The following is a 24,902-nucleotide window of genomic DNA, read 5'->3' as shown; positions in this document are numbered from 1 at the left end:
ATGCGGTACCCTCTCTATCCGCTCGAGGAACGAACAGTAACCCCACGTTGCAATCAGTTTCTTTGGCGTTTAGTTCGTGTATCAACGTTTTGCCGAGCGACTGAGCGTTAGCGAGGGAGCACAGAGAAAAACGGTGATGAAGGCTCTGGTGAATCGCCATAGGGCGTTGGGTTGGACCTACATAGTGGCACTGTGAATGAGTCCAATCGTTTCGCCAGCAGAGATTCGGGGGAAACTGAAGCCAGAATTGTCCAAGAGTAGTGCATCGAGCACCTGATATAGAGTTGAAAGTCGCCGGAGTCTAGCGATTCACCAGAGCCGTGATGAAAATCACTCCTCCCTCCGGGTCAGTCGTCGGCCCGGTCCCGAAACCGACTGCAATGAAGAACGAAGGTTCGGTAACTACGTGTGCGTATCTATCGGCGGTTCAAATAGTTGTTTCACTAAAAGATATTTATATAGATATACTGTAGGATTCAATATGAAACGCCGAAGTTATGTTGCGACGCTCGGAGCTGGTATAACGTCGCTCGTGGGCTTCGTAGCAGTTGGAAAGCCTAACTGGCTTCTGAAGTTGGGGAAAGGGAAGAGTGGAAAAGGAGAGCAAGTATCGGTGGAAAAAACAATCACTGACGACGCAATAACATACCTTGAAAAGTCGGATGAAGTACGGTATCCTATCGTATATGCTGGGGGAGAACCGCAGGAGTATACTACAAATAAATTCAAACACTGGGCAAAGCGGAAATCTGCATTTGTTGGTTCAACAGCAGTGCTATCGGCTATTGAGGAACGTTTGACTATCCCTGTTGACGGAATAGGGAAAAGTGTTGGAAGCCGATTATTTAACACAGTGATTTTTGCCGAGTACATAACCCCACGTGAGGCAAACGATTATCCACCAGAATTGACCTTTCAGAAGGTTATTGACGTAACTCCACGGTCGGTAGAGGCAACAGTAGTTCTAGAAGGGGAGAAATATACGAGGTCTGTTCCAGTAATTATTCGGAAGAGTAACGACGGACAGCCCGATTGATAGTTGCCTTCTCTGTACTTACCGTTTGTCGGGTAGTCATGGGGAAGTATGAGAACTGTTCTATGACACACTGGAATCTTGTTCCAAAACTCTCCGCCGAGTTTATCGCCTCCCCGGAGGGGTGAGGCGTTCAGAAATGACTGCAATCGACCAGAGAGGCGACCAACGCATTGTGTGGTTAGACGAACCAAACGAGGAGTGTCGGCATGATCCGACTCCAGCGACGCTTGGCTCTCCTGGTTCACCCATTGACTACTCGAGGCGTAGCTCAACAGGATTTAGGCTCGGGGGGAGGTCCATTTGCTCCCAAAGCGAAGTCAATTGGTTCCTGTAGTAACAGTCGAATCATGACAATATTGTCTCGATAAGCCTTATTGTGTTTTGCGTGCAATTCGCTACTACGGATGGCAACGAGAGAAGCAAACTGGGATACCCCACTCGATACGGGTGGTGAGGCGTTCGAGCTCCTCGGGAATGCTCGCAAAGCGTGGATATATACCTATATCCGCCATCATCCGGCGACGGAAATCCAAGAGATCGTTACGACACTCGATCTCCCACAGCGAACAGTCTACGACTACGTTGATGGTCTCGAAGCTGCAGGCTTCATCGAGCAGTCAAACGACGGGCGACCGGCGAAGTATACGGCTCACGAGATCGATCTCCAACTGGTAGAAGGCGATGCCGAACGTCGGATCACACCGGAGTTGGTCGAGGCAATTGCCCGTCGAACGCGGGACGACGACATCGATACGTACATCGATCGCCATGGGCTGGATGGGCTTGCCGTCGCACTCAAATATGCTCGCGAATACGTCGACGGATCAGTCACGCATCAGATTATGGCTCGTGAGCAAGAGATATCGCCCTTAGAGGCGGGCGTCATTCTGGACGCACTTCGACCTGTTGTTGAGGCCTGATCTGGGATGGAAAGCGACAGAGACGTCGTTTTTATCGATTCGTCGGTCCTCATCAGTTGCGGGCGGCGTGAAAGCACACGATTTCAGGCGCTCGCTCGTGAAGCTCGTTAGCGTGAGACGGTCTTCCGCATCTCGCCGCAGGTGTATGCCGAAGTGACTGGCGACCCAGTTCTCGACGAGTATATAGCCGGTGATTCCGCTATCGAAGAGGCACTACGAGAGGGGTGGATGAAGGTTACTGAAAGCCCGTCCTATTCGAATTCAGATATCTCGAACGTGATGGATCAGGCACGGCGTTTCATCGCGAGCGCCAGTGATCGATCAGAAGATGCGGTCGAAAAGACGGATACAGAACTCGTGGGTCTGGCGCTCGAACTGCTCCTCGATGGCACCACTGATCAGGTTTCACTCGTTACGAATGATATTCCCCTTGGCGAAGCTGCGGAATCGCTGATCCCACAGTATGGACTCGACGACGAGCAAGTCACCTGGCTTACTGGTGGCAAACTCGCTGATGAACTCGACGAGGATTTCGTTTCCGAATTCGACTGACTCAATTCATAATTCCGATATGTGCGATTTGACCGCGTTCCAGCGTTATGTCCTGCATTCGATTGCCGACCAAGATGAGCCCTATGGACCCGCGATCAATGATCAGTGAACAGAAAGCAATCCCAGCTCCTCGAGCCAGTTGAGATACTCGTCAGCGGTGGCACGATCGTACTTTCGGGCGATGGTATACCGGACTTCGGCGAGGTTCACATAGTTCGAGTAGCCGATCATGTCCTCCACGGCGACCACATCGAGATACCCCTCAACTACAGCACTGCTAGGTTCATCATCTGCGTGTTCGAATCAACGGCTCGGCGTCAAATATGACGCGGTTAGGGATCGCCATCACTCCTCTGTCAAGAACTGTGCGTTGCGCTCGTTTCGATCCTGCTCGCGCTTCTCGTGAAGGATATCGGTTGCAGGCTGATTGGTCGATGTCTCCTTCTGGGCAGCAAATCCTCGCATTTTGCTCGGGGACCGAATCTGTTCGACGATCACGTCACCATCTTTAGTCTCTCGGAACAGCACCTTCCCGGGCGCTTCAATTCCCAACTTCTCACGGAATCGCTTCGGGATGGTCGCCTGACCATGCTTGGTAACAGCAACAACTTCCTTCTCAGAACCATTTGGTTGTTCTGTACTACTCTAATTCATAGTGGTGACCCGTTCATAATTATTCCTTCCTCTCACCCAATCTGTCTTGGGCACTATATCTCGCATATCGGGCAGTACGCTAGTCCATTCCCGTCATTTATCGCCGAACTCGAGCGTCGTGACCGGTCTTCGAATCTCGAGGTGGATGAGACGGGTGCTAATCAAGATGACACGATCTGGACGCGTGCACGGCGATTCGTCGGAGACGATAACTGAAGTCCCTTACAAAGCCCTCCGCTGAGTTTATTGTCTCCCCAAAGGGGTGAGGCGTTCAGAAATGACTGTAATTGATCAGAGAGACGAACAACGAAGTGTGTGGTTGTATAGACCGGGTGAGTGCTGTAGCTATAGTTGGCTCTGGTGAATCGCCATAGGGCATTGGGTTGTACCACATCGGGACAGAGCAAATGGGTCCCATCGTTTCACCAGCAGAGATTCAGTGGAAACGGAAGCCAGAATTGTCCAAGAGTAGTGCATCAAGCCACTGATATAGTGCTGAAAGTCGCCGGCGTCTAGCGATTCACCAGAGCCCTTCGATTCATTCAATGGATCCCAAAGTGACCCAGAGCATGTCCAGTTTGAAGAAACAGAGAGCCAGTCTCAGTATGAGCTGGTTATTCAGAACGATCTCAGTGAATCAACTGAAGTCAAGATCTCAGTAATGGGTCCTGATGGTGAGGGCGAAAAAAGAAATGTTTCAGTTAGATCAGAATATCCAAAATCGTTTACCGATCTATTTTCTACTGGAGGCGGACCGCATACCGTATCAATTTCTGCGGATGAAAAGTCAATAGAAACCACGGTAGACCCAGGCGGGACTCCTTATGATAGATTCACATTCACAATTTCGAGGTCCGAGATAACGTTCCAAGAAAGATATAGACCAACTTCTCATCTTGTAGTTTCGAATGACCTTAGTGAAGCCGTCGACCTCAGAGTTGAGGTTGAAAACACGTCTACTAGAAGTACCGTGTATGACGTTGTTACGGTCCCTCCGGGTAGTATCGAAGGCTATCGTGGTGTGTTCCAGGATGAAAGTGAATACAATGTCACTGTGAAAGCCAATGGAGCGTCTAAATCAATTTCATTTCTAAACTCAAGTACAAATAACATTTCCCTCAGCATAGAAAAGGGGGGACTCCAAATTGGGACAGCATCAGATTAGCAAATTTCCAGCGGTTCGAAAATAGCATTCAATATCCTCCCTGATTCGATTTTCTCTATAGCATGTTCACATATTTGTCAAACAAAATCTGAGAATACACAGTTAGACTGGTGGACTACCGAGTCTCGTTATGCGAATCCGATTCCCCTGGCTATCACCTGAGCGTTTATGTGCAACAAGAACGTCTTTTCCGATAATGAGGACCACTGAGGAAGCTACTCTCGATGAATCCGTCCCGCTCGAGACCCTTCGGGAGGTCCTGCAAGAGCATCCAGTGAAGCTAGCGATTCTGTTTGGGTCTCACGCCCAGGGAGAGACGCACGCTGGGAGCGATCTCGATATCGCAGTTGTGCTTGAGACGGTTCGCCCTGCTGATCCAGACTACAACGACATCTTTTTTGGTTTGAGTGCTGACCTCAGTGCCACACTCGAGACCGACAATATCGATTTGGTTGACCTCCAAACGGCATCACCGGACCTTGTAGAGAGCATCTTCACTCAGGGCGTCTTGCTCATCGGTGAGCCAGAGGACGTGGCTGCCAACCGGAACCAATTACGGCCAGCTGAATCCTCTGATCGATCACCACGTGAACGGTTCGATGCGGCACTCGAACGAATCGACAAGCATCTCGGCAGTTCCGCTGTCACGGCTACTGATGGCGAGACTCGTGACCGATGACAGGCGGGACGTTTCCTTCTGACCGCCTCAATCGAATACTTACCGCTGTCGAGACGATCGAAGTGAGCTTGGGCGTCCTCGCTCGGAAGCAGTCGCTGAGCCGTGAGGCGTATCATGCTGATTCAGACACGCAAGACATCGTTGAGCGTCGGTTCGTGAAAATGACCGAGGCAGCCATCGACATCGGTGAAGAACTGGTCAAACACGAGCGCGGAACCCCGCCAGTGAGCAATCCCGAATCGATGCAAGCACTCGAGGAACTCGAGATACTGTCTGCTTCAACGGCTGACGCAATGGCACAGGGTACTCGATTTCGTAATGTCCTCGCGCATACCTATGGTGAGATCATCGAACACGATGTGGTGTACAACGCACTCCAAGATCTCGAGCGGTACCGACAGTTTGTTATCGAAATCCGTGGCTATCTCGAGTCTATCGGAGCTCTTGATGAATAACTAGCATCGACTGCTACCATACTGGGGAGACCCTACGTGCAAAAGACGAGAGGGCCAGTATGTGATCATGGCTGTTCCAGTGGCGCTCAGTTTGTATTCTCCCACTACGTCTCGGAAACCTTATCAGCAGATAGGAAATAATTCCGATATGTACGATTTGACTGCGTTCCAGCGTGACGTCATGTATACGATCGCCGGCCAAGACGAGCCCCACGGGCTGGCGATCAAGGACGAACTCGAAGAGTACTACGAGACCGAGATCCATCATGGTCGGTTGTATCCCAACCTCGACGAAGTCGTCGACAAGGGCCTCGTCGAGAAAGGCAAACTCGACAAGCGGACGAACTATTACACGATCACGGCTCGCGGTCAGCGCGAACTCGAAGCGCGACGCGAGTGGGAAAATCAGTACGTCGAGTCACTCACCTCGAGCGCCGAGTAGCTAATTCGGCCGGCCACTGAAGGCGGATCTCAGTCGTGCGCGTCCGCCTACCTCTCTAGCCTTCTCTGATGCGCGTCTAAATCAAGACCAACGGGTAACTATCTCGAAGCGGTGTGCCGAAATTCCACAAACTCGAACGGGGTTAGTTGGCGTGGATCGCCTCCCGTTGGAATCACGGGTGACGATTTGTTCTCGGTCACCGGCCCCGGTCGCCACGCCACAGAGCGGCGTGGCGCTGCGGGGCCAGTGTTTGTGAACGGCACGCCCCGCTCGCAGCGTGCCGCCCACTCGACACTCGCGACCGACCAGTCCGGGCCTGCGGTGACCGATCCGCACCGCTCGGTCACCGTTCCGGGCGTCTGGTCTCGGCGCCAGCATTAAGCGCGTTTTCGGTTGCGCCCCTCGCGCCTTTCGCGTTCCAGCTGGGTGCCGTCTGCGCTCGCGCGACTCGCTGCGGCGCGCGTGCTCGCCGACACCCACACTGGACACGAGTCCGCATTCGGGCCGGACGCGAGAAACGGCTTAAAGCTGGACGGTCGCTTTGGGCGGGTCTGCGCGCGGTGCTGGCTGCCTGGTAGCCGTAGGCGCGCTCGCGCTCGCGCCCAGTGGGGCGCGAGCGAAGGCGCGAGCGAGAGCGCGCAGATGGTTCTGTCGGTCGTCGTGGAAAACCGCGATAGGTAAGATCGCGGTAGCCAGCGCGTGAGCGCCTTCGGAATCCAGGTAGATTCCAATGTCTAGTAACAACGTTACCAGTAATGTAGTTTCGGTCGATGAACAGGCGTTCGAGAAAACAGACGACACGGTGGTCGACGAGGACGGCGTCGAAGTCGTCGACGATACGCCGGCGTTCCAGGCGACGGTCGAGATGGAGATCCAGGCGAAGGTGGACGCGAATCACCCGGACGGCATCGCAAATACGTGCGATGGGCGGATGCACGGTGTCAGTCTCGAGCACGAAGAGCGGATTCGTGCTCGAGAGGCGGAACTCGAACTGATCAGTGCCCAAGCCGAACTCGGTGGGCAGGACGACCGGGCGAGGCGGACGCGAGAAGTCGTCGTCGAGCAGTGTAGTTGCGACGAACCCGACATCGTCGATCCTCGAGCGCGGCTCTCCCAGAACGATCTTGCAGCAGTCAACAGACAGGCGATGCGGATCAGCGAGCGCATCGATGGCGGCTGGTCGCGGGCAGTCATCGCGAAGCGGTTGGCCGAGAAAGTAGAGGATGAGACGGAAGTGACAACGGCGGTCCTCGAGACGCTCGAGGAGGTCAAGGCCGAGTCAGGGACGATCGTCCCGATCGCAGATATCGCGGAGGTCCCGGTCGGCGAGGTGACGGTCGAAGGTGAAGTCATCGAGCTCTGGACGCCCTCCTCTTCGAACATCCAGCAAGTCGGGCTCCTCGGGGACAAAAGCGGACGAACGAAGTTCACGATCTGGCAGCGGTCGAATCAGACGATGGTTCGCGAGGGACAGACGGTCAGGTTCCGGGCGGCAGCCAAGAGTTGGTATCAGGGGCGATGCTCGCTCGCGTTGACCGGCTGGTCGCGCATCGAGTTCCCGGAACGCGGCCGGTGGTGGGACGAATAACTGGGGAAGTGCCCCCTTTTTTGCTGTGGGCCAGACCGACCCAGACCCCGCCACCCCACCCTCCGCTCCGTGCTCGCTGCGCTGCGCGCGCAGCCACGACCGTGGACTACAATCCCTCGAGCGGCTGGCTTCTCGAGAGACACTCGAGTCGCTCGGTGGGTTTGTCGCACGCCCGAAGGGGCGGAGCGAGGTAGTTGATATGCCAGTACAAGTTGCACTCTCAGTAACCGAGGTCGTATCAGACACAGATAGCTGTCCCGAGTGTGGGGCGGACGAACTCCGGTACGAACCGCTGCTCGACCATGGAGGAAGGTACGACATCACTGCAGGGCTCACATGTGATGCGTGCACCTGGTCGAAGCGGTGTTCCGAACGGTGTCCTGACTGCGGTGTGACGACACTCGTCAGCACCGACAGCGACGCTCGAGACGAACGGACGTGTGCAGTGTGCGAGTGGACAGGGTCGCTGCGGGACGTGTCGATACACGGAGAGTCGTAGCGTCGCTCGCAAGGTCTCGCGAGGACTCACGACTTGGTGGCAGTGTGTTCGGCTGTAGTGCCCGATTACCCACTTCCCACCGCCCCACCCACCTCCACGTTCCGGGTTGTTCACTCCGTTCACAACCGGGCTTTCGCCACCGTACAAAAAGCGTCTCGTTATGTGAAAAGCCTCTATCTCACCATTGGGCACAGAAATAAGCCTCAGGCACTCCGAGCTATGGTACACAAGTAAAACCAGAGAGAACGTAAGTCAAGATACCGAAAAAGGGTTCAAAGAATGTTGGCACCAAATAAAGAACGTATGCAACTGAGGCACCGGCCTGTTTATTCGTATTCCATGGAGGAAACTGATGGAACTCAGTGAAAATGGACTCACGGTATCACGTGAGCTTTCAGAACTCGACAAAGACGTATTAGCATTTACACAGATCCTCAACGCTTGCGATGTTAATTACGTCATTGTCAGTGGGTATGTCGCAATCCTCACTGGTCGATCTCGGTCAACAGAAGACATCGATGTAATTCTGGAGTCGCTGTCCGAAACGGAAACCAAGCAGTTGGTTACCGAACTCAAGGATCGGGGCTACTGGGGAATGGCAATGCCACTTGATGAGATGTATTCAATGTTGAGCGACGGGAGCCGCATTCGGATTGCAGAGGATGGTGAGATGTATCCGAACTTCGAGACGTGGTTCGTCTCAAACGATGTCGAACGTGAGGCGCTTTCGAACCCACTCACCGTCACATTCGATGAGGGGCAGATCGAGATCAGTTCGCTCGAACTGCAGATTGCGTACAAACTCCGACTCGCGAAAGCAGCAGACAGCCGTAGTGGGAAAGACTTCGAAGATGCTCTCCACCTGTATCTGACGTTCGAGGAACGATTTAACACGGAGCAGCTCGAAGCATACGTCAAAGAGCTTGGTGTTGAGGACTACTATGCTGAACTCACAGGAGTTTGAGGACGATCAACGCCAGAACACGGAGCAACGGCGCGCAATGATCAAACGGTGGGCCGAGTACGTTCGGACCCACGACGATAGTGACTGGTCACGCCAGCAGAATCGCCTTATTGACTCCCAACTCCAGTCGGCAAACGACATGGCTGCTGCTGGTGACACTGATCCCGTTCGGTTTGCAGCCGCTCGAGATCGATTACGCGACCGGTAACTGCCGATAGACGACCTAAGAGGTGCTACGCCGCGAACCCCCTCGGGGTCAAGCCCTGAGGCACTCACCTTGTTTCTCTGTAGAGAAAACCAACTCTACTCTTACAAGGTCGGTTGACGATGAGGATCGCTAATACAATCCGTATCATGCTGATCAGAGTGACGCCATCATACTCTCTAGAGCATTCGAGAACGAGTTAGGATTTCTTCCCCAGTTTGCCGCTGAGAATTGCAACAGAGCCCAGATCTCCTCTTAGTCGATACAGTATACTCTTGACGTCTTCCGCAGTGAGTCACGTCTCAGTGCGACTAAGCACCCTCGAGGCGTTCACCACCGCACGAAACCATCCTGTCACCTGCCTTGCTGTGAGTTTATTGGCCCCTTTCGGGTGAGGGGCGTTCTGAGAAGTGCGATCCACGACGTCCCTCGAGAAATTCATGGCAACGAGAGACATCTACACGACGACGGTTGGCGAAAACGTCCAAGATGAATCGAATTCGAACCGCTGTCCCGAATGTGGTGGCCGGGTTACCACCAATACGGTCGAAACTATCTGTAAGAAGTGTGGCCTCATCGTCGACGAACAACGAACAGACCACGGGCCCGAGTGGCGAGCCTGCGATCGAGACGAACGGAAGCGAACAGGTGCCACGCTGACAGCCGCCCGGCATGACCGAGGGCTCTCCACCGAGATCGGGCGTGGAACCGATGCAAACGGGAACATGCTTGCTGGACGGAAGCGACGACAGTTGGGGCGGCTCCGACGGGAGCACTCTCGAGGGCGGTTTCGGTCGAAAGCCGAGCGCAACCTCGCACAGGGGCTCGGTGAAGTCCGTCGGATTGCAGGCGTGCTCGAGTTATCTGAATCGATTCGTGACCAGGCGTGTCAGCTCTTCCGCAGTGCCCAGAACGAAGACCTACTTCCGGGCCGGTCAATTGAAGCGATGGCCGCAGCCAGCGTCTACGGTGCCTGTCGATGCAACGGCCTCTCAAGAACGCTCGAGGACGTTACGGAACTTGCACGTGTTGAGCACTCTCGAGTTCGGAACGCGTACAAGACGATGAACGCAAATCTTGGGTTGCCAGCCGCGCCTGTTGCACCACGCGAGTTCGTGCCCCGACTTGCCTCGGAACTCGAGGTTCCGGATCGGATTCGCCACCGAGCTACAGAGTTGGCGGAGTGGGCGAAATCAGCGGGCTTAACGATAGGAGTTCGACCGTCGGGATTCGCTGCTGCCTGTCTGTACAAAGCAGGGCGGGAAGACGGGTGGTATCTCACCCAGTCGACTGTCGCGGAGGCTGCGGATGTCTCAGCAACAACAGTGCGGACTCACCGTGATGCGTTAGACGAATTGATTGTGTAACGGCTACGCTGTGGGATTTCAGGCACTGTTACAATTCGTAGAAGATTAGCGGTTTGTTAACCTCTGCGACAAGTACAGGGCGTACAGTGACCTATAGCTAACATAGTATAGGAATGACATTAGGGAGGCTATCCCCAAATAGAAGAGTTCCCAACGCAGTAGAATAACCCCACCCATCCAAGAAAGAGTCCTGCGATCACTACCAGAAAGTCGGCCAGGCACGTTCCGACGATGACGCAGTACCCAATTCCGATCGTCAGTAGAATCATCGAACTGCCAATCAAAATATGGCACCGGCGTTCGATTCTGGGTTCCATATGCTGTTGAATCACGATCAGACGTAAATATCTATGTCAAAGAAAAATTATCTTCATAGAACCAAGAATGGTACTTGTTCAGTTCGCACGTGTAGTGAGCATGGTTACGGTCTAAAGAATGTCTGAAGAAAAGAATTTCAATAGAGGGAAACTAACAGCAAGTATGAGTACAAATCGCTCAGTAATTAATCGATTATAGACCTTCTTCGTCGTATGATTCAACCGCAGGGTGTAGTGGTGCATGAAAATGCCAATAGCGAAGGTCGTAAAAGCGAATACCATACTCTTCTTACGATAGTTTGATGGTATCATCTGAAGAGATTGTTACGTCATACCCTTGGTACCAGAACGGAATGTGTCCGCCTCGGACCGAGTCGTCACTAGTGGTCGGTTCAAACAACCGGTCCAGCGCAGCAGGATCCATAACGTCGTTGAACGGTGGCTTGAGGGCAGTCGGGGGAGACATCTTTCGCGTCGGAAATCGCTTTGAGGACGCGTAGGCTCGGCTTTGAGCGCGTTGACTCGGTGGCGCTCATGGATTAGACAAGGAGCTGAATGTCGGATTCGGCCATGTGTTGCAACGCGGTGGCCGCGCCGACGCCGGTGGTGACGCCGTCGTAGAAGTCGTCCTCGTCGTAGTCCATCAGTTCGATCGTCATCTGACAGGCCTGCAGGTCGACGCCGCTCTCGAGCGAGAGGTCAATCAGTTCCTCGATGGTGGCAGTCCCGTTCTCGTCGATTTTCTTCTGCATCATCTTCGTAGCCATCGTGTCCATGCCGGGCAGCGCAGCGACGGCATTGGGTACTGGCATGTTCGGGTTGCCGACGGCGCTCAACTTGAGGTCCTTCGACTTCTCCTCGTGGAGGATATCGAGGCCCCAAAATGTGTGGAAGACGACAACCTCCCAGCCGAAGGCGGCCGCAGTGCTCGCGAGGATTAACGGTGGATACGCCATGTCGAAGCTCCCCTGTGTCGCGACGATGGTCATCTTCTTCTGATCGTCGCCAGTGTCCACCGCTGCCATCGATTCTTCTAATTTCTCGACGCGCTCGCGCAGCGCCTGTAACTCGGCGGCGTCGACGTCCGTATCGGCGTCGTCGACTGCCGTCGTTGGGTTATCCGTGCTCATTATTCCGTTTTCTTCACGTAGTGAGTGTACAAATCGTTCTCCTCGACCTGCTCGAGGAGTTCGACGCCGTCGGTGCCGTCGGCCCACCCCTGAATGTCGCTCATGCTGCCCGAGTCAGTCGCGACGACCTCGAGGACGTCGCCGGCCTCGAGATCGTCAATCGATTGCTTGGTCTTCACGATGGGCATCGGGCACGACTGTCCTTTCACGTCTAGCGTCTCCGTGGTCTGGTATTCCGAACTCATAGTTTCGTTCTGGCCCCGTATTGGAGCTATCATACAATATTGGGTGCTCCCATATAAGACCTCCGATTATTGCACAATACACGAACACCCCTGTCCTGGGAAGGATGAAATATTAGTTAGCTATCGTCCACATACGCGCATATAGAAATAGTGGGCTGTGTTTGACTGGCCTATATTGTGTATAAGAGGAAATACTACACAAACCCTTAAGTGCCAGTAGCCGATACTGGGAACTGTACAACATGGACGATATGGATCTTCCAATGCCGGACGTCGAGATCGAATCGGTCAGTCCAGACGAATTGAAGGGACGAATCGACGCGGGTGAGGACGTCACGCTCCTCGATACCCGCATGGAATCGGAGTACAACGAATGGAAGATCGACGGAGAGACCGTTGAATCGACCAACATCCCGTACTTCGAGTTCCTGGACGACGAAATTGATGATGATGTCCTTGCACAGATTCCCGATGACCGCGAAGTTACGGTTCTCTGTGCGAAGGGTGGTTCGAGCGAGTACGTCGCCGCACAGTTGAGAGAGCGCGGCTACGACGTCGACCACCTTGAGGATGGGATGAACGGCTGGGCGCGCATCTACGAGCGCGTCGAGGTCGAGCGCTACGACGGGGCGGGGACGCTCTACCAGTACCAGCGTCCCTCGAGCGGCTGTCTCGGCTACCTCATCGTTGACGGTGACGAGGCGGCCTTGATTGACCCACTGCGTGCATTCACCGACCGCTATTTCCAAGATGTGAACGAACTGGGCGTCGACCTGAAGTACGCAATCGACACGCACATCCACGCGGATCACATCTCGGGGATCCGCGACCTCGCCGATGAGGGCGTCGAGGGCGTCATCCCCAAGGCGGCGGTCGACCGTGGTATCACCTACGCCGACGAGATGACTCTCGCAGCAGACGGCGACGAGTTCGAAGTCGGTGCTGCCACGATCGAAACCGTCTACACGCCCGGACATACCTCCGGGATGACCTCGTACCTGATCGAGGACTCGCTGCTTGCGACTGGCGACGGCCTGTTCGTCGAGAGTGTTGCCCGCCCCGACTTAGAGGAGGGCGACGAGGGCGCAGAAGACGCCGCACGCCAGCTCTACGAGTCGCTGCAGGAGCGCGTGCTGACTCTGCCTAACGACACGCTCGTCGGCGGGGCTCACTTCAGTGACTCCGCCGATCCCGCCGACGATGGCACCTATACGGTACCGATCGGCCAGATCGAGTCGGAGATGGACGCTCTGACGATGGACGAGGATGCGTTCGTCGAGCTGATTCTCTCGGATATGCCGCCCCGTCCGGCCAACTACGAGGACATCATTCCCACGAATCTCGGGCAGCAGGAGGCCGACGACAAGGAAGCATTCGAACTCGAGCTCGGCCCGAACAACTGCGCGGCCAGCCAAGAGTCGCTGGCGGGTGACTGATAACCGTGATCGAGATCGCAATGCTCGCCGAACTCGCCGCTCCGGGTCAGATAGTGCCCGCCGAGCCGTTTCCCAACGGCATCTCCCGGTACGCTATCGGTGGACTACTCGTCGGCCTCGGCGCAGTCGTCATCTATCTCGGGACGGGGATCGCCGCAGGCGCGAGTACGTTCCTCGAGTCGACGCTGTCGTACGTTTCGGATCAGTCACGGTTCAAGCAGTACCGCGGCTCCCGGAACTGGCGCGTCGTCTTCACGCTCGGAATTATTCTGGGAGCGGCGGTCTACGCCGTCTTCTGGCAGGGCGGGACGTGGACAACCGACGTCCAGCCTTGGCGGTTGCTGCTCGGTGGCGTCCTCGTCGGGATCGGGACGCGCGTCGGGAAGGGTTGCACGTCGGGCCACGGGGTATGCGGCGTCGGCTCGGCCTCGAAAACGTCGATCGTCGGCGTGATCACGTTCCTGACGGTCGCGATCGTGACCGCCCAGATCGTCCAGGCGATGGGGGTGAGTCCGTAAGATGAGCAGAAATCGCCATCCGCTGTTCATGCCGCTGATCCTTGTCGGCGGCCTGATCTTCGGCTTCGGACTGGCGTACAGCCACATGGCCCGGCCGGAAGTCGTGCTGGACTTCCTCCAGTTCGAGGACTTCGGCCTGCCGTTCGTCATGTTTGGTGCCGCGATTGTCTCCGGGATCGCCTTCGCGATCATGCCCCGGATTCGCGACAGCGCACCGCTGACGGGCGACGTGTACCGTCGTCGGCTAAAATCGTTCGATCGAAACGTCCTGATCGGCGGCGCGATCTTCGGTGTTGGCTGGGGACTGTCGGGGATCTGTCCCGGCGCGGCCTACGCCAGCCTTGGGATCGGCAACGTCACCATCCTGTGGGCGCTCGTCGGCATGTTCGCCGGCGCCTACCTGCAGGGGGTCTGGCGCAGCAAGCGTGCCGCCGCTGACTCCGGCTCAGTGAGCGCCGACTAACACCGTTCGAATTTCGTGTTTCGAGAACTGAAACGGAGGATTTTCGTACACTGATGGAACCCACAATGATACTCCTGTTCGCAGCGGCCGCGATCGCGAGCCTCTTCATGGCGTGGGTCATCGGCGCCGGCTCGAGCGGCGCGACCCCGTTCGCCCCAGCCGTCGGTGCGAACGCTATTCCCACCATGCGTGCGGCGTTTTTCGTCGGAATTCTCGGCTTCGCTGGCGCGGTGACACAGGGCGGAAGTGTCTCCGAAGCCGTCGGCAGCGGCCTCGTCGACGGAATCAGCCTCCCTGTCAGCGGCGTCATCGTCGTCCTACTGATCGGCGCCGGGCTGATGGCGATCGGGATCTACACGGGATATCCGATCGCGACTGCGTTCACCGTGACCGGGTCGGTCGTCGGCGTCGGCCTCGCGCTCGGCGGCGATCCAGCCTGGGGGAAGTACGCCGAAATTGGCGCGGTCTGGGTCCTCACGCCGTTCGTCGGCGGGGGCATCGCATACGGTATTGCGAGTGTTCTTCCGCGACCGGACGTTCCCGAGGACGTCAGCGTTCCGCTCCTCGCCGGAATCGTCGGCGCGGTCGTCGCGAACCTCGAGTTCGCGTTCCTCGCGTCGGTCGGCGGGACGCTCGCTACCGGCGGCGCCACTGTGATTCCGTTCGACGGTACCGCCGCCACAGTCGCAGTCTCGCTAGGTTTCGGAGCTGTCGCTGCGGCCGTCGTCCGCTGGGACGTCGGTCGCGACGAGGCCGGCGGTCTGCGCCGGTTCCTGCTCTCGCTGGGTGCGCTCGTGGCGTTCTCGGCGGGCGCGAGTCAAGTGGGACTCGCCGTCGGACCGCTGTTCCCGCTGCTCGAGGAGCTGCCGACGGTATCGCCGATCGCAGTCCTGCTCGGCGGCGGCGTCGGAATCCTCGTCGGCTCGTGGACGGGCGCCCCGCGAATGATCAAGTCGATCTCCCAGGAGTACGCGTCGCTGGGGCCGCGTCGCTCGATCGCGACGCTCGTCCCTTCGTTTCTCATCGCACAGAGCGCGGTTCTGCTGGGAGTCCCGGTCTCGTTCAACGAGATCATCGTGAGTGCGATCGTCGGCAGCGGGGCCGCGGTCGCCGGCGGAGCCGGCGTCAGTCCGCGAAAGCTGGGACTCACCGTTGCCGCCTGGGTCGGATCGTTCATACTCGCGTTCGGTCTCGGCTACGGGTCGATGCTTCTTCTGGACCTCTGAAGCTGCAGGACGCGTTCGGCCCTTCTTCGATTACCGTCTGTTTTCGATCGAATCTCGGTCGGAATAGCGGGTTGCCTATACGCTTTCGAGAAGCTACGGTAGCAATCGGCCGATCGACGGCCGGTTCGACGCGACGACGCGATAGACGAACTCGCGGACGGGTGCATATCCAGGAATGCGACGAAACAGCGGAAAAAACTGCGATGGCAGAAGGCCGGTCCGTTCGTAGGCGCGTTCCATCGCTGCCCCACAGGAGTAGGTCGTCTCGTCGGTAACCAGATGCGCACACGCCTCGTAGTCGAGCGGCAAACGCGCTTGCAGGTCGTCCGTGAGTTCCGAAAAGCCGACGATGTCGATCGCCGCGCGGCGGTCCACAAACCGTGCTGCACGAGTACAGACCCCGCAATCGTCGTCGTAGACGAGCGTCGGTGGTGACATTCTCGAGCCGAAGGCGTGGATACCGATGAGGTTCTCAAGCCACTAAACTCTCAACCCCAACGACTACCCTTACGCTTCCCGTTTGGGTTCTCATGCCATCGGAGTCGGCCGACATTCGCGTGTGGCTGGTCGAGCGCGATTACGACAATCGAGACCTCATCATCCTCACCTATGCGACTCCCGACGGAACACGAACCTTCCGAAAGGAACTCGCAGTACAGGCGGTCGACCTGGACACGGTCACTGCCGCGAAGGATGTCTCTCCCGATGACCTCGCGACCGTCGAGGATCCAGACGTTCGTGACCGGTATGCCGACGAAGCAGCGCGCATGGTGGAGGAACACGATCCCGACGAGACGATCTAGTTGTGGCAGCTGACCGGACCCGATCCGTCCCGACGGCGACTACTCGAGCGTACGGCGGGAACGCTCGCGATCGCCGCGTTGGCCGGCTGTAGCGACCTCAGTTTGGACATTGACTCGAGCGACGTCAACAGGACCGACAAGAACGATGGCGGAGACGTGATCGACGGCGACGACCTCCCCCTCCGTGAGGCGAACGTCGTCGAGGTGAGCGTTAACGACGGAGACGCGTACGCGTTCGACGTGGCGCTTCACCACGACGACGGCGAGGACGGCTACACGAACTGGTGGCAGGTCGAGCGCCTCAACGGGACGCTCTTCGGTTGGCGCGACCTGACACCCCCCACTCCGAACAGCCGTTCACTCGTTCCGAGTGCGTTAAAGTGCCTGACGACATCTCGTGTGTCATTGTCCACGGTTACGACGAGATCCACGGCTACGGTGGACGAGCGATGCTTGTCGCACTCCCGTCAGGCGAGACGCGGGTCGCCGACCAGGGATCGTTCGCTTGCTCGTTCGGCGAGCGCGACTGTCCGTAACGGTCTCGCGAGTCCCGCGCTGCGACGGTATCGCCGGTGGTCGGTCAGTAGATGCGCTCGGTCGCGATCTCGGCGCCCTCGACGAGCGCCTCGAGTTTGGCCCACGCGATCTCGGGGTCGACCATCCCGAGGCCGGCCTGCGTGCCGAACCCGCAGTCGGGCGCGGCGACGATCGGCGTCGAGTCGTCGACCGCGTCCGCGACGCGCTCAAGGCGGTCCGCGATCGTCTCCGGGTGGTCGATGATGTTCGTCTTCACGTCGATGACGCCGGGCATCAACGTCCAGCCGTCGGGAAGCGGCTGCTCGGCGAACGCGCGGTACTCGTGCTGGTGGCGGGGGTTAGCCTGTTCGACGCTCAGTCCAGTGATATCAGCCTCGTAGATCTCCGGCAGGAGGTCAACGAGGTCCGCGTCGAGGTGGTGGGGGCCCTCGTAGCTCCCCCAGCAGGTGTGGAGGCGGACCTGCTCAGCGGGGATGTTCTCGAGGGCCTCGTTGAGCGCCTCGACGTGGAGACGCGTGGCTGCTCTGATCTCCTCGAGCGGTTCGTCCGCGTAGACCGCCGTCTGGCCGATGGTGAGGAGTTCGGGCGCGTCGATCTGGAGGGTCATTCCAGTCTCGGCGACCAATTCGTACTCCGCTTGCATCGCGTCCGCGACGGCAAAGAGGAACTCCTTGTAAGTGTCGTAGTACTCGTTGACGTGAGTGGTTGCGACGATGCTCGGCGACGCCGAGGTCACGAACGTCCCTTCGAAATCGATGTCGACGGTCTTGAGCGCGTCTCGGAACTCCTCAAGTTCGTCCTCGGCTTCCCCGTGGCCGGTGTACTCAATGGGACCGTCGACGACGGGCTGCATCGAGAGGTCAATGACGTCGGTCTTGAACGTCTCCTCGGCGTACTCGGGGAACTCCTGGAGATCCGCCCAGAGCTCCTGTTCGCGCTTCCCGTCGATCCCGCTCAATCGGTCCGCAACGTACCAGTTAAATGAGACCCGCGACTGCTCGCCGTTGTTGACGACGTCGAGCCCGACCTCGGCCTGTCGCTCGACGACGGCCCGCGTGGCCTCCGCGACAGTTTCGGTCCACTCGTCCTCGTCGACCGGTTCGTCGTTCTGACGCGCCTCGAGGAGTTCGAGCAGCGCCGGCGGGCGGGGGAGACTCCCGATGTGCGTCGTGCGGATTCTGTCTTTGGTGGTCGTCATTGGGTACTCTTGTGAGTAATAGTTTCAGTAGATAATATAACCCATGATATTCTCACGGTCGACGCCGGTCACGGTGGTTCGATAGCGTCTACGTCGTTCGAAAACGGCGAGATTCCGTCGAGGGCACTGAATTAGTGCAGAACCATCGTTAGTGGTACGCCTGTTCGCCGGCCTCGATCGGGATCTCGAGCCAGTTTTCCGTCGGCGGGAGCGGACACTCGTACCGATCCGAGTACGCGCACGTCGGATTGTACGCCTCGTTGAAGTCGAGGATCCAGTTACCATCGTTCGTTCGATGGCCGTCGCCTTCGAGGTCGAGGTACCGACCGGCGCCATAGGTCTTGTCGCCGCTGGTCGCGTCTCGGAACGGGACCCAGAGCCGATCGTCGTCCGGATCCGCCTTGTAGGCCTGAAGTGTGATGTCTTTGCCGTCGACGGTGAATCGGAACTCGCCCCACCGCAGGTACTTTCGCTCGCCGTCGGTGCTCGTCCCGACGGTGACCGGTTCAGGGTCGTTGTACTCGTGCAGCGGCAGTTCGAACCGGTAGGCCTCGTCGATCGGGTAATACTCGAGGCCGTCGAACGACTCGCGCTCGTCAGACGGAATCGGCGAGTGCGGGTCGCCGCCGAAGTAACGGTCTTTCTCTTCCCGTTGCGTCTCGATCGCTCGCCGCCAATCGGTGGTCATAGCTGAAGGTCAGTGTGTCGTGGTCGTGTCGCCGGTCCCCGTATTTAGGTCGGACCAGGGCGCTGTTCAGATAATCATTATCGACTGCCGTGGCCTCGGCAGGTGCGTCACTACGCATGTTGCTCGATTAGCCTCTCCAGCGTTCCGCGGTCCTGGACGCCGACCATCCGCTCGACCGGCTGGCTGTCGGCGTAGAGGACCAGCGTCGGGACGCCGCGAGCGCCCAGTTGCTGGGCGATCTGCTGGTGAGCGTCGACGTCGACCTTCGCGACCGCGACGTCGGTCTCCGCGGCGAGGGCCTCGATCGTCGGCTCCATCATCTGACAGGGGCCACACCAGTCGGCGTAACAGTCCACGAGGACGACGTCATGCTCTCCGACGACCTCGTCGAGGTGACCCTGATCCGTGATTGCGATTGGCTCGTCGGGTACGGTGCTCCCCCCGTCGGCCGCGTCGAGGCTCCCGCCGTTCTCGAGACGTTCCTGCAGCTCTCGCTTCTTCTGGTCGCGGATCCGTTGGCGTTCGTCGTTTGCGGAGTCGCTCATCGATCGACGGTACGGTTTCCACAGCAATAACGGTTTTGTGAATTAACTACAATATCATATGGCCAGTTTGAACTCGCACTAGTCTCGTCGCGGATCGTCGGCCGACTCTCACATCGTTCGGGCTGAGAAGACTGGGAACAGAGCGTCCTCGAGTCCAGTGATAAATCATGATATGGCGTTGACACCGACCGTTTGATCGGGTAGTGCAGTACCGTATCGACTGCCCTCGTGGCTGCTGCGGTGACCCAAGACCGCTTCGCCGCGTCTCGCACCTTCTCCCATCCCGTTTGTCGTTGGTGAATTGCCGACGGTGCATCTCCGTGACCGTTTCCGACTCGAGGATCCGTTCAGTATCGACGGCTCCGCCGTGAAGGTGTACCCGGACGAACCGTGCCATGTCAGTCGCGGTCGCGCTCATCGCTCCGGTCGGTTCCATTCCGACGAACTCGAAGGGACGGTCCTCGAATCCGCCGTCTGAGGGCGTGTACCCCATTGCGGGATCAGCGAAAAGCACGTCCGGGACCGGCTGGACGAACGTGCTTCGATCCATCGAGAGAGGGTACTGCCGGACAGAAGTGGCGGCGTCCCGCTCGGAATGCATCCACCGTGTACTACTTCTCCCGTCGCAAGCGTTCGCGGCGCTCTTCGAACTCCTCGTCGGTGAGGTTACTGCGTGCGTAGGTGTTTCTCAGTTCCTCGAGTTGCTCTGGAAGCACGACGAGACCGCACTCCTGCAGGTCGAGACATCGAATCCGTCGCTGCGAGCGACGCAGAGAATCTGTTGACGGATCGGCAGCTCGAGGTCTTCCGCACCGCTCTCGAGGCGGGGTACTACGACGTTCTCCGCGAGGCGACGCTGACGGACGTCGCATCGGCGTTCGGCGTGACCAAGTCGATCTGTTGCGATATCCTGCATCGCGCGGAGAGCGCGATCGCACACTGGTTTGCCGACGAACGCGTCGACTCCATCTCTCACGACCGGTGAACCGGTTCACGCTCGAGTGAGCACGGTTCGCCCTCGTGTTACGCCGTTCTATCTGGCGGAACGAGCATAACGTTGCCGTCCGCCTGTGCGACGATATCTTCGGAGACACTCCCGAGCAAGAGTCTACGGAGCCTGCTGTGACCGCGCGAGCCGACGAGAATCGTCGTCGGTTCGTACTCGACTTCCGCAGCGAGAATCTCGTCCGCCGGATCACCTTGACGGATCGCCGTTCGCGTCTCGATCTCCCAGTCCTCGAGTTTGGTCTCCAACTCCGCCAGTCGCGCTTCGGGGTCGGCGCCCTCTGGAAGCGCCGGATCCTTCGGCGTTTCAACGTGGACTAGCGTCGCCTCTTGCGTTGCGTGACGGAGGTACGAAAACGCCTCGAACGCCCGCTCGGCGTTCTCCGAGAAGTCCGTCGCGAACAGCATCCGCCGAAACAGGTGTTCGCGGACGACGGCTGGCTCGTCCGCCTCGCGTTCGATCCGGTTGACCAGCAGTGGGACGATCGTCGTCCGCGCGAGATTGCGTGCAGTCGATCCGATAACGCGGTTCTCAAGCGGACTCGTCCCGCGCGAGCCGACGACCGTCAGACTGGCACCGATCGCCTCCGCGACGCCGTTGATGCGTCGGTGCGGCGTGCCCCGGACGACGTGCGCGTCGACGTCGAAGCCGGCGTCTTCGATAACGTGTCGGTAGCGCGAAAGCGCTCGCTCGCGTCGGTCCTCGAAGTCTATCCCGGGCATGCCCGCGTGGACGTTCGACGGGACCACGGTCACGAGGTGGATCTCGTCGACGCCGATTCGGTCCAGACACTCGAGGCAGGTCTCGCTCTCGATCGTCGCCTCGCTCGCGGCGGAGAGGTCGGTCGCACAGATCGCTCTCATACTCCTCGTAGGAGTGACGTGATAATATTGTTTTTGGGTATCAATATAGCCCGTTCGGCGGCGGCTGATCAAACAGCGGTCGAGTAGCGAACGACTGACGATCCGACAGCGATTGGACGCCGCTCGGACAGCCTCCGTTTCAGTCCCGTACACGTTCGAGCGGGGAACGATCACTCCATTACAGTAGCGGGGGCGTCCGCGCGTGAGCTTTGACGACCGGTTATCGCGAGTCTCGTATATTTGAATAAGTTATCTCGATATTTTCGTAGGATAGCCGTTACATAGGCTGCAGTAATATTGTGTAGTAGCCCCAAAAGCGTTATATCCACTCTCCGGGTAGTCGATACTGAACGCATGATCCAGACCCACCGAACCGGCAGAGGTCGATATCGATGATCGATCTCGCAGCGTATTCGTCAGCAGTACAGGCAGGCGCCCTCGTTGGCGCCGTCCTCCTCGAGGCGTTCGTCCTCTACGTCGGGTACGGCGCGCTCGAGCGAGTCGCAGCGCCGATCGTCGAGAAAATCACACGGGCATAGATGGAGCTATTCGGAATCGCCCTGATGACGCTCGCACTGTTCATAAGCTTCGGTTTCATGGTCGGCGTCCTATTCGGCTTCTTTGGCATGGGCGGTTCGTTCCTCGTCACACCGGCGTTACTCGTAATGGGGTATCCCGCCAGAGTCGCCGTTGGGAGCGGCATGGCCTTCGTCTTCGGGACGGCCATGATCGCGACGCTGAAACACCGCGACCTCGGCCAGGTCGACTACAAACTTGGCGGACTGATGATCGTCGGGACGACGAGCGGTATCGAGGTAGGGAGTCGGATAGTGTACTATCTCGAGGAATTGGGACTCGCCAGCGGTGCCATCGGCGTCACGTACGTCGTCCTGTTGGGTGCGGTCGGGCTATTCGTCACCCGAAATGCGCTCGTAAACGACGGCGGAGACGATTCGAGTAGCAGCCACCACGAGTCCGACGGGGAGATCGATCCGGACGCGATTCCGCCCCTCGCGAAGCGGATTCAGTCTTACCGTATCCCGCCGATGATGACAGTTGCCGGCGGGATCCAGGTCTCGCTCTGGTTGATTCTGGTCGTCGCGTTCGCCACGGGTCTGCTGTCGGGTTTCCTGGGTGTCGGTGGCGGTTTCATCAAGATGCCCGCGATGGTCTACCTCATCGGCGTCCCGGTTCCCGTCGCGGTCGGGACCGACCTCTTCGAGATCGTCTTCTCGGGCGGGTTCGGCGCGTTCACCTATGGACTCAACGGCGGCGTCGATCTCTCGATCGTCGCACCGCTACTTGCGGGGAGCGCGCTCGGCGCCCGGATCGGCTCGGCCGCGACCGGCATCGTCAACGAAGACGACATCAAGATCTACTTCGGACTGATGCTGGTCGGTGGTTCGATCGCCGTCGCGTTCCGTCAGGCGGGCGACTACCTCGGAATGGACGTACTGAATACGGTCAGTTTTGCACTGATCCTGCTCTCGGCGTTCATGGTCAGCGGGGCCGTGATCGTCAGCACGATCATGACGATGCGAGCGCAGTCGAACGCGTCCACGACGTCCACGAACTAACGCCGTAGACGCCACTCACCCCATTCAGATATCGGCTCACCGAGATTGTACAATATTCGCACAATCCTTATATCGTCGCGGTCCCTACCACGTGATAGTTAAATGGCTGACTCAATGGCAGAGCAACTACAGCAGGACATGGAGTGCGAGGGGCTGCTGGAGTGTATCCACGGGCTCAAGCAACTCGACAAGGACTGCTTTCGCGTAATGGTCGAAAGCGAGGAGGCGCTGACAATCGACGAGGTCGCCGACCAGGTTGACCGCGAGCGCTCGACCGCGTACCGATCGATCCAGCGACTGCTCCAGAGCGGCTTCATCCAGAAGGAGCAGATCAACTACGAGCAGGGCGGCTACTACCACGTCTACTACCCGACTGATCCGACCCAGATCGCGAACGACATGCAGCGGATGTTGAACGACTGGTACGCGAAGATGGGCCAGCTCATTCAGGAGTTCGAGGACAAGTACGAACACGCCGAGGCCGGCACAGAAGTCCCCGCCCAGTAACTGAAATCTGGTATCGGAACTCTCGGAAGACTCTCGAGTCTCCGCTGCGGAGTGCCGTTCGACAGCGCTCCCATCTCAGCATTTCGTCTCACGTCCAGCCCTCAGTTCCGACGGAGACATCGACTGACGCACAGTCCGGCAACGGACTTAAGGGCCAGTATCGTGTAGAATTGGGTGAAATGAACAATATTAACTTCGATCCGACGGAAGTCGCACGACGCATCGAAGAAGACGAGGAGGACCTCTTCGTCCTCGACGTCAGGAACGAGGACGACTACGAGGAGTGGCGGATCGACGGGAGCACGAACGTACCCATCTACGACGAACTGCTGGAGTACAACTACTCCACGCTCGAGGAGCACCTGGACGAGCTCCCGAAAGACACGGAGATCGCGGTCGTCTGCGTCGCTGGCATCACGTCCACGCGAGCGGCGGAGTTCCTTCGCGAACACGGGTTCGACGCGAGATCCATCGACGACGGCATGAACGGCTGGGGTCGCGTCCACCGTCAGTACGACCTTGAGGAGAGTGCGGGTGTCGAGGGAGTCGTTCAGGTCGTCCGCCCCGGGACGGGCTGCGTCTCGTACCTCGCCCACGACGGCGAGGAGGCCGTCGTCGTCGATCCGAGCCAGTACGTTGATCGGTACCTGAACGCGGCCGACGAGCGCGACCTCGAGATCGTCGGCGTCGCGGACAGCCACGCCCACGCCGACCACGTCTCGGGCGCCCGCCGACTCGCCGGTGAACTCGACGTTCCCTATCACCTCCACGGGGACGACGCCGGCGAGCTCGAGAACGTCACGGAACTCGCAAACGGCGAGACGATTCCCGTCGGCCACCGGGACCTCGAGGTGCTCCACACGCCGGGACACACCCCCGGCAGCGTCTCGTTCCGGTTCGGTGACGCTCTCCTCTCCGGAGACACGCTGTTCCTCCGCAGCGTCGGCCGTCCCGACCTCGAGGACAGCGAGGAGGAGGCCATTCGGGAGGCCTCGAGCCAGCTGTTCGACAGCCTCGAGCGGCTGACGGACCTCGCGGACGAGACCGTCGTCCTTCCGGGTCACTTCAGTGACGAGTCGATTCGCCCGCTCGCGACCGAACTCGGCGACCTCCAGGAAGAGACGACCAACGAACTCCTGAGTCACGTCGAGGACGGCGACGAGGAGGCGTTCGTCGAGACCATCGTCGAGAGCCTCGCGGACGAACCAGCGAACTACAACGAGATTAAGCAGATCAACTGGGGCAGGGAGCAACCCGGCGGGGACGTCGAGGCGCTCGAACTCGGGCCGAACAACTGCGCTGCGAACTAATGTCGTC

General features: G+C 58.3%; 31 protein-coding genes and 2 pseudogenes. 22 read left to right on the top strand and 11 right to left on the bottom strand.

Annotated features, from left to right (window positions below; all coding sequences use genetic code 11):
- Positions 1–481: 481 nt before the first annotated feature.
- From BM348_RS20950 to BM348_RS21605, 4 genes are all read left to right on the top strand, one after another.
- Positions 482–1,036 carry a hypothetical protein gene (locus BM348_RS20950; protein WP_139231264.1) on the top strand — a complete coding sequence of 185 codons (555 nt, stop codon included), beginning with the start codon at positions 482–484 and terminating at the stop codon, positions 1,034–1,036.
- A gap of 404 nt (positions 1,037–1,440) precedes the next feature.
- Positions 1,441–1,956 carry a DUF7437 domain-containing protein gene (locus tag BM348_RS20070; RefSeq protein ID WP_092907817.1) on the top strand — a complete coding sequence of 172 codons (516 nt, stop codon included), beginning with the start codon at positions 1,441–1,443 and terminating at the stop codon, positions 1,954–1,956.
- Between the two features lie 153 nt (positions 1,957–2,109).
- Positions 2,110–2,508 carry a hypothetical protein gene (locus BM348_RS20065; protein ID WP_245779563.1) on the top strand — a complete coding sequence of 133 codons (399 nt, stop codon included), beginning with the start codon at positions 2,110–2,112 and terminating at the stop codon, positions 2,506–2,508.
- 105 nt (positions 2,509–2,613) lie between these two features.
- Positions 2,614–2,835: a hypothetical protein gene (locus BM348_RS21605; protein ID WP_175507276.1), complete on the top strand. Its 222-nt coding sequence runs from the start codon at positions 2,614–2,616 to the stop codon at positions 2,833–2,835.
- 18 nt (positions 2,836–2,853) lie between these two features.
- On the opposite strand, the pseudogene BM348_RS22270 reads toward BM348_RS21605, so the two are convergent.
- Positions 2,854–3,141: pseudogene (locus BM348_RS22270) on the bottom strand (AbrB/MazE/SpoVT family DNA-binding domain-containing protein); the annotation flags it as partial.
- Between the two features lie 682 nt (positions 3,142–3,823).
- Between BM348_RS22270 and BM348_RS20945 the strand changes: the two are divergent.
- The 7 genes from BM348_RS20945 to BM348_RS20015 all read left to right on the top strand — a co-directional run bounded on the left by BM348_RS20945 (position 3,824) and on the right by BM348_RS20015 (position 10,526).
- Positions 3,824–4,327: a hypothetical protein gene (locus BM348_RS20945; RefSeq protein ID WP_139231263.1), complete on the top strand. Its 504-nt coding sequence runs from the start codon at positions 3,824–3,826 to the stop codon at positions 4,325–4,327.
- Positions 4,328–4,523: 196 nt separating this feature from the next.
- A complete protein-coding gene (gene mntA / locus BM348_RS20050; protein WP_092907811.1) occupies positions 4,524–5,006 on the top strand; it encodes a type VII toxin-antitoxin system MntA family adenylyltransferase antitoxin in 483 nt (160 codons plus the stop codon).
- Positions 5,003–5,461: a type VII toxin-antitoxin system HepT family RNase toxin gene (hepT, locus tag BM348_RS20045; RefSeq protein ID WP_092907809.1), complete on the top strand. Its 459-nt coding sequence runs from the start codon at positions 5,003–5,005 to the stop codon at positions 5,459–5,461. Before mntA ends, hepT begins: the two co-directional genes overlap by 4 nt.
- A gap of 148 nt (positions 5,462–5,609) precedes the next feature.
- Positions 5,610–5,903 (top strand): PadR family transcriptional regulator, encoded by a 294-nt coding sequence (locus tag BM348_RS20040; protein WP_092907807.1) that lies wholly within the window; start codon positions 5,610–5,612, stop codon positions 5,901–5,903.
- A gap of 730 nt (positions 5,904–6,633) precedes the next feature.
- Positions 6,634–7,491 (top strand): DNA-binding protein, encoded by an 858-nt coding sequence (locus BM348_RS20030; protein ID WP_092907805.1) that lies wholly within the window; start codon positions 6,634–6,636, stop codon positions 7,489–7,491.
- Between the two features lie 851 nt (positions 7,492–8,342).
- Positions 8,343–8,954, top strand: a complete 612-nt coding sequence (locus tag BM348_RS20025) for a hypothetical protein (protein WP_092907803.1) — start codon at positions 8,343–8,345, stop codon at positions 8,952–8,954.
- A gap of 645 nt (positions 8,955–9,599) precedes the next feature.
- Complete coding sequence (locus BM348_RS20015) at positions 9,600–10,526, top strand: transcription initiation factor IIB (protein WP_092907799.1); 927 nt, start codon at positions 9,600–9,602, stop codon at positions 10,524–10,526.
- A gap of 606 nt (positions 10,527–11,132) precedes the next feature.
- On the opposite strand, the gene BM348_RS22110 is transcribed toward BM348_RS20015, so the two are convergent.
- From BM348_RS22110 to BM348_RS19995, 3 genes are all read right to left on the bottom strand, one after another.
- Positions 11,133–11,267 carry a HalOD1 output domain-containing protein gene (locus BM348_RS22110; RefSeq protein ID WP_245779565.1) on the bottom strand — a complete coding sequence of 45 codons (135 nt, stop codon included), beginning with the start codon at positions 11,265–11,267 and terminating at the stop codon, positions 11,133–11,135.
- A 115-nt stretch (positions 11,268–11,382) separates the two neighbouring features.
- Positions 11,383–11,973: a DsrE/DsrF/DrsH-like family protein gene (locus BM348_RS20000; protein WP_092907795.1), complete on the bottom strand. Its 591-nt coding sequence runs from the start codon at positions 11,971–11,973 to the stop codon at positions 11,383–11,385.
- Positions 11,973–12,218, bottom strand: a complete 246-nt coding sequence (locus BM348_RS19995; protein WP_092907793.1) for a sulfurtransferase TusA family protein — start codon at positions 12,216–12,218, stop codon at positions 11,973–11,975. The genes BM348_RS20000 and BM348_RS19995 overlap by 1 nt, the downstream gene beginning before the upstream one ends.
- A 242-nt stretch (positions 12,219–12,460) precedes the next feature.
- Between BM348_RS19995 and BM348_RS19990 the strand changes: the two genes are divergently transcribed.
- Genes BM348_RS19990 through BM348_RS19975 form a run of 4 tightly spaced genes read left to right on the top strand, consistent with a single transcriptional unit; the run spans position 12,461 to position 15,861 of the window.
- Positions 12,461–13,654, top strand: coding sequence for an MBL fold metallo-hydrolase (locus BM348_RS19990; RefSeq protein ID WP_092907791.1), 1,194 nt, complete (start codon positions 12,461–12,463; stop codon positions 13,652–13,654).
- Between the two features lie 20 nt (positions 13,655–13,674).
- Positions 13,675–14,172, top strand: a complete 498-nt coding sequence (locus BM348_RS19985) for a YeeE/YedE family protein (protein ID WP_092907789.1) — start codon at positions 13,675–13,677, stop codon at positions 14,170–14,172.
- A gap of 1 nt (position 14,173) precedes the next feature.
- Positions 14,174–14,635, top strand: a complete 462-nt coding sequence (locus tag BM348_RS19980; protein WP_092907787.1) for a YeeE/YedE family protein — start codon at positions 14,174–14,176, stop codon at positions 14,633–14,635.
- Positions 14,636–14,688: 53 nt separating this feature from the next.
- Positions 14,689–15,861: an inorganic phosphate transporter gene (locus BM348_RS19975; RefSeq protein WP_092907785.1), complete on the top strand. Its 1,173-nt coding sequence runs from the start codon at positions 14,689–14,691 to the stop codon at positions 15,859–15,861.
- Positions 15,862–15,954: 93 nt separating this feature from the next.
- Here the strand turns inward: BM348_RS19975 and BM348_RS19970 are convergent, their stop codons facing one another.
- Entirely contained in the window at positions 15,955–16,299 is a 345-nt protein-coding gene (locus BM348_RS19970) for a thiol-disulfide oxidoreductase DCC family protein (protein WP_092907783.1), read from the bottom strand.
- A gap of 92 nt (positions 16,300–16,391) precedes the next feature.
- Between BM348_RS19970 and BM348_RS19965 the strand changes: the two genes are divergently transcribed.
- Positions 16,392–16,664, top strand: coding sequence for a hypothetical protein (locus BM348_RS19965; RefSeq protein WP_092907781.1), 273 nt, complete (start codon positions 16,392–16,394; stop codon positions 16,662–16,664).
- Positions 16,665–16,703: 39 nt separating this feature from the next.
- On the opposite strand, the gene BM348_RS21745 is transcribed toward BM348_RS19965, so the two are convergent.
- A complete protein-coding gene (locus BM348_RS21745; protein ID WP_139231262.1) occupies positions 16,704–16,916 on the bottom strand; it encodes a hypothetical protein in 213 nt (70 codons plus the stop codon).
- Between the two features lie 128 nt (positions 16,917–17,044).
- Between BM348_RS21745 and BM348_RS21740 the strand changes: the two genes are divergently transcribed.
- Complete coding sequence (locus BM348_RS21740) at positions 17,045–17,200, top strand: hypothetical protein (RefSeq protein ID WP_217642057.1); 156 nt, start codon at positions 17,045–17,047, stop codon at positions 17,198–17,200.
- 44 nt (positions 17,201–17,244) lie between these two features.
- Here the strand turns inward: BM348_RS21740 and BM348_RS19955 are convergent, their stop codons facing one another.
- The 4 genes and pseudogenes from BM348_RS19955 to BM348_RS22105 form a co-directional block, all read right to left on the bottom strand.
- A complete protein-coding gene (locus BM348_RS19955; RefSeq protein ID WP_092907777.1) occupies positions 17,245–18,399 on the bottom strand; it encodes a cobalamin-independent methionine synthase II family protein in 1,155 nt (384 codons plus the stop codon).
- Between the two features lie 148 nt (positions 18,400–18,547).
- A complete protein-coding gene (locus BM348_RS19950; RefSeq protein ID WP_092907775.1) occupies positions 18,548–19,087 on the bottom strand; it encodes a DUF1684 domain-containing protein in 540 nt (179 codons plus the stop codon).
- Positions 19,088–19,197: 110 nt separating this feature from the next.
- Complete coding sequence (locus tag BM348_RS19945) at positions 19,198–19,632, bottom strand: thioredoxin family protein (RefSeq protein WP_092907773.1); 435 nt, start codon at positions 19,630–19,632, stop codon at positions 19,198–19,200.
- A gap of 611 nt (positions 19,633–20,243) precedes the next feature.
- A pseudogene (locus BM348_RS22105) lies at positions 20,244–20,333 on the bottom strand (SHOCT domain-containing protein); the annotation flags it as partial.
- Between the two features lie 80 nt (positions 20,334–20,413).
- Here BM348_RS22105 and BM348_RS19935 point away from each other — a divergent pair.
- The gene (locus tag BM348_RS19935) at positions 20,414–20,617 is read left to right on the top strand and encodes a helix-turn-helix domain-containing protein (RefSeq protein WP_245779562.1); all 204 of its coding nucleotides are present in this window, start codon (positions 20,414–20,416) and stop codon (positions 20,615–20,617) included.
- A gap of 38 nt (positions 20,618–20,655) precedes the next feature.
- Here the strand turns inward: BM348_RS19935 and BM348_RS19930 are convergent, their stop codons facing one another.
- Positions 20,656–21,501: a universal stress protein gene (locus tag BM348_RS19930; protein WP_092907771.1), complete on the bottom strand. Its 846-nt coding sequence runs from the start codon at positions 21,499–21,501 to the stop codon at positions 20,656–20,658.
- Between the two features lie 392 nt (positions 21,502–21,893).
- On the opposite strand from BM348_RS19930, the gene BM348_RS21595 reads away from it, so the two are divergent.
- The 4 genes from BM348_RS21595 to BM348_RS19915 all read left to right on the top strand — a co-directional run bounded on the left by BM348_RS21595 (position 21,894) and on the right by BM348_RS19915 (position 24,895).
- Positions 21,894–22,040, top strand: a complete 147-nt coding sequence (locus tag BM348_RS21595) for a DUF7512 family protein (RefSeq protein ID WP_175507274.1) — start codon at positions 21,894–21,896, stop codon at positions 22,038–22,040.
- On the top strand, positions 22,041–23,078 hold the full coding sequence (locus BM348_RS19925; RefSeq protein WP_092907769.1) for a sulfite exporter TauE/SafE family protein: 1,038 nt from the start codon (positions 22,041–22,043) through the stop codon (positions 23,076–23,078).
- Between the two features lie 102 nt (positions 23,079–23,180).
- Positions 23,181–23,585, top strand: a complete 405-nt coding sequence (locus tag BM348_RS19920; protein ID WP_092907767.1) for a helix-turn-helix domain-containing protein — start codon at positions 23,181–23,183, stop codon at positions 23,583–23,585.
- Between the two features lie 179 nt (positions 23,586–23,764).
- Positions 23,765–24,895 (top strand): MBL fold metallo-hydrolase, encoded by a 1,131-nt coding sequence (locus tag BM348_RS19915; protein ID WP_092907765.1) that lies wholly within the window; start codon positions 23,765–23,767, stop codon positions 24,893–24,895.
- The last annotated feature ends 7 nt before the right edge of the window (positions 24,896–24,902 follow it).

The organism is Halostagnicola kamekurae (assembly GCF_900116205.1).
Taxonomy (GTDB): domain Archaea; phylum Halobacteriota; class Halobacteria; order Halobacteriales; family Natrialbaceae; genus Halostagnicola; species Halostagnicola kamekurae.
This window is presented reverse-complemented; position numbering and strand designations above follow the sequence as displayed.

Coding starts and splice junctions, on each gene's coding strand:
- BM348_RS19975 (WP_092907785.1), top strand. CDS start 14,689: ATGGAACCCACAATGATACTCCTGTTCGCAGCGGCCGCGATCGCGAGC.
- mntA (WP_092907811.1), top strand. CDS start 4,524: ATGAGGACCACTGAGGAAGCTACTCTCGATGAATCCGTCCCGCTCGAG.
- BM348_RS20015 (WP_092907799.1), top strand. CDS start 9,600: ATGGCAACGAGAGACATCTACACGACGACGGTTGGCGAAAACGTCCAA.
- BM348_RS20030 (WP_092907805.1), top strand. CDS start 6,634: ATGTCTAGTAACAACGTTACCAGTAATGTAGTTTCGGTCGATGAACAG.
- BM348_RS20070 (WP_092907817.1), top strand. CDS start 1,441: ATGGCAACGAGAGAAGCAAACTGGGATACCCCACTCGATACGGGTGGT.
- BM348_RS19950 (WP_092907775.1), bottom strand. CDS start 19,087: ATGACCACCGATTGGCGGCGAGCGATCGAGACGCAACGGGAAGAGAAA.
- BM348_RS20950 (WP_139231264.1), top strand. CDS start 482: ATGAAACGCCGAAGTTATGTTGCGACGCTCGGAGCTGGTATAACGTCG.
- BM348_RS19995 (WP_092907793.1), bottom strand. CDS start 12,218: ATGAGTTCGGAATACCAGACCACGGAGACGCTAGACGTGAAAGGACAG.
- BM348_RS22110 (WP_245779565.1), bottom strand. CDS start 11,267: ATGGATCCTGCTGCGCTGGACCGGTTGTTTGAACCGACCACTAGTGAC.
- BM348_RS19955 (WP_092907777.1), bottom strand. CDS start 18,399: ATGACGACCACCAAAGACAGAATCCGCACGACGCACATCGGGAGTCTC.
- hepT (WP_092907809.1), top strand. CDS start 5,003: ATGACAGGCGGGACGTTTCCTTCTGACCGCCTCAATCGAATACTTACC.
- BM348_RS19930 (WP_092907771.1), bottom strand. CDS start 21,501: ATGAGAGCGATCTGTGCGACCGACCTCTCCGCCGCGAGCGAGGCGACG.
- BM348_RS19980 (WP_092907787.1), top strand. CDS start 14,174: ATGAGCAGAAATCGCCATCCGCTGTTCATGCCGCTGATCCTTGTCGGC.
- BM348_RS19945 (WP_092907773.1), bottom strand. CDS start 19,632: ATGAGCGACTCCGCAAACGACGAACGCCAACGGATCCGCGACCAGAAG.
- BM348_RS21595 (WP_175507274.1), top strand. CDS start 21,894: ATGATCGATCTCGCAGCGTATTCGTCAGCAGTACAGGCAGGCGCCCTC.
- BM348_RS19990 (WP_092907791.1), top strand. CDS start 12,461: ATGGACGATATGGATCTTCCAATGCCGGACGTCGAGATCGAATCGGTC.
- BM348_RS19970 (WP_092907783.1), bottom strand. CDS start 16,299: ATGTCACCACCGACGCTCGTCTACGACGACGATTGCGGGGTCTGTACT.
- BM348_RS20040 (WP_092907807.1), top strand. CDS start 5,610: ATGTACGATTTGACTGCGTTCCAGCGTGACGTCATGTATACGATCGCC.
- BM348_RS19920 (WP_092907767.1), top strand. CDS start 23,181: ATGGCTGACTCAATGGCAGAGCAACTACAGCAGGACATGGAGTGCGAG.
- BM348_RS20000 (WP_092907795.1), bottom strand. CDS start 11,973: ATGAGCACGGATAACCCAACGACGGCAGTCGACGACGCCGATACGGAC.
- BM348_RS20945 (WP_139231263.1), top strand. CDS start 3,824: ATGGGTCCTGATGGTGAGGGCGAAAAAAGAAATGTTTCAGTTAGATCA.
- BM348_RS19925 (WP_092907769.1), top strand. CDS start 22,041: ATGGAGCTATTCGGAATCGCCCTGATGACGCTCGCACTGTTCATAAGC.
- BM348_RS20025 (WP_092907803.1), top strand. CDS start 8,343: ATGGAACTCAGTGAAAATGGACTCACGGTATCACGTGAGCTTTCAGAA.
- BM348_RS19965 (WP_092907781.1), top strand. CDS start 16,392: ATGCCATCGGAGTCGGCCGACATTCGCGTGTGGCTGGTCGAGCGCGAT.
- BM348_RS19915 (WP_092907765.1), top strand. CDS start 23,765: ATGAACAATATTAACTTCGATCCGACGGAAGTCGCACGACGCATCGAA.
- BM348_RS19985 (WP_092907789.1), top strand. CDS start 13,675: ATGCTCGCCGAACTCGCCGCTCCGGGTCAGATAGTGCCCGCCGAGCCG.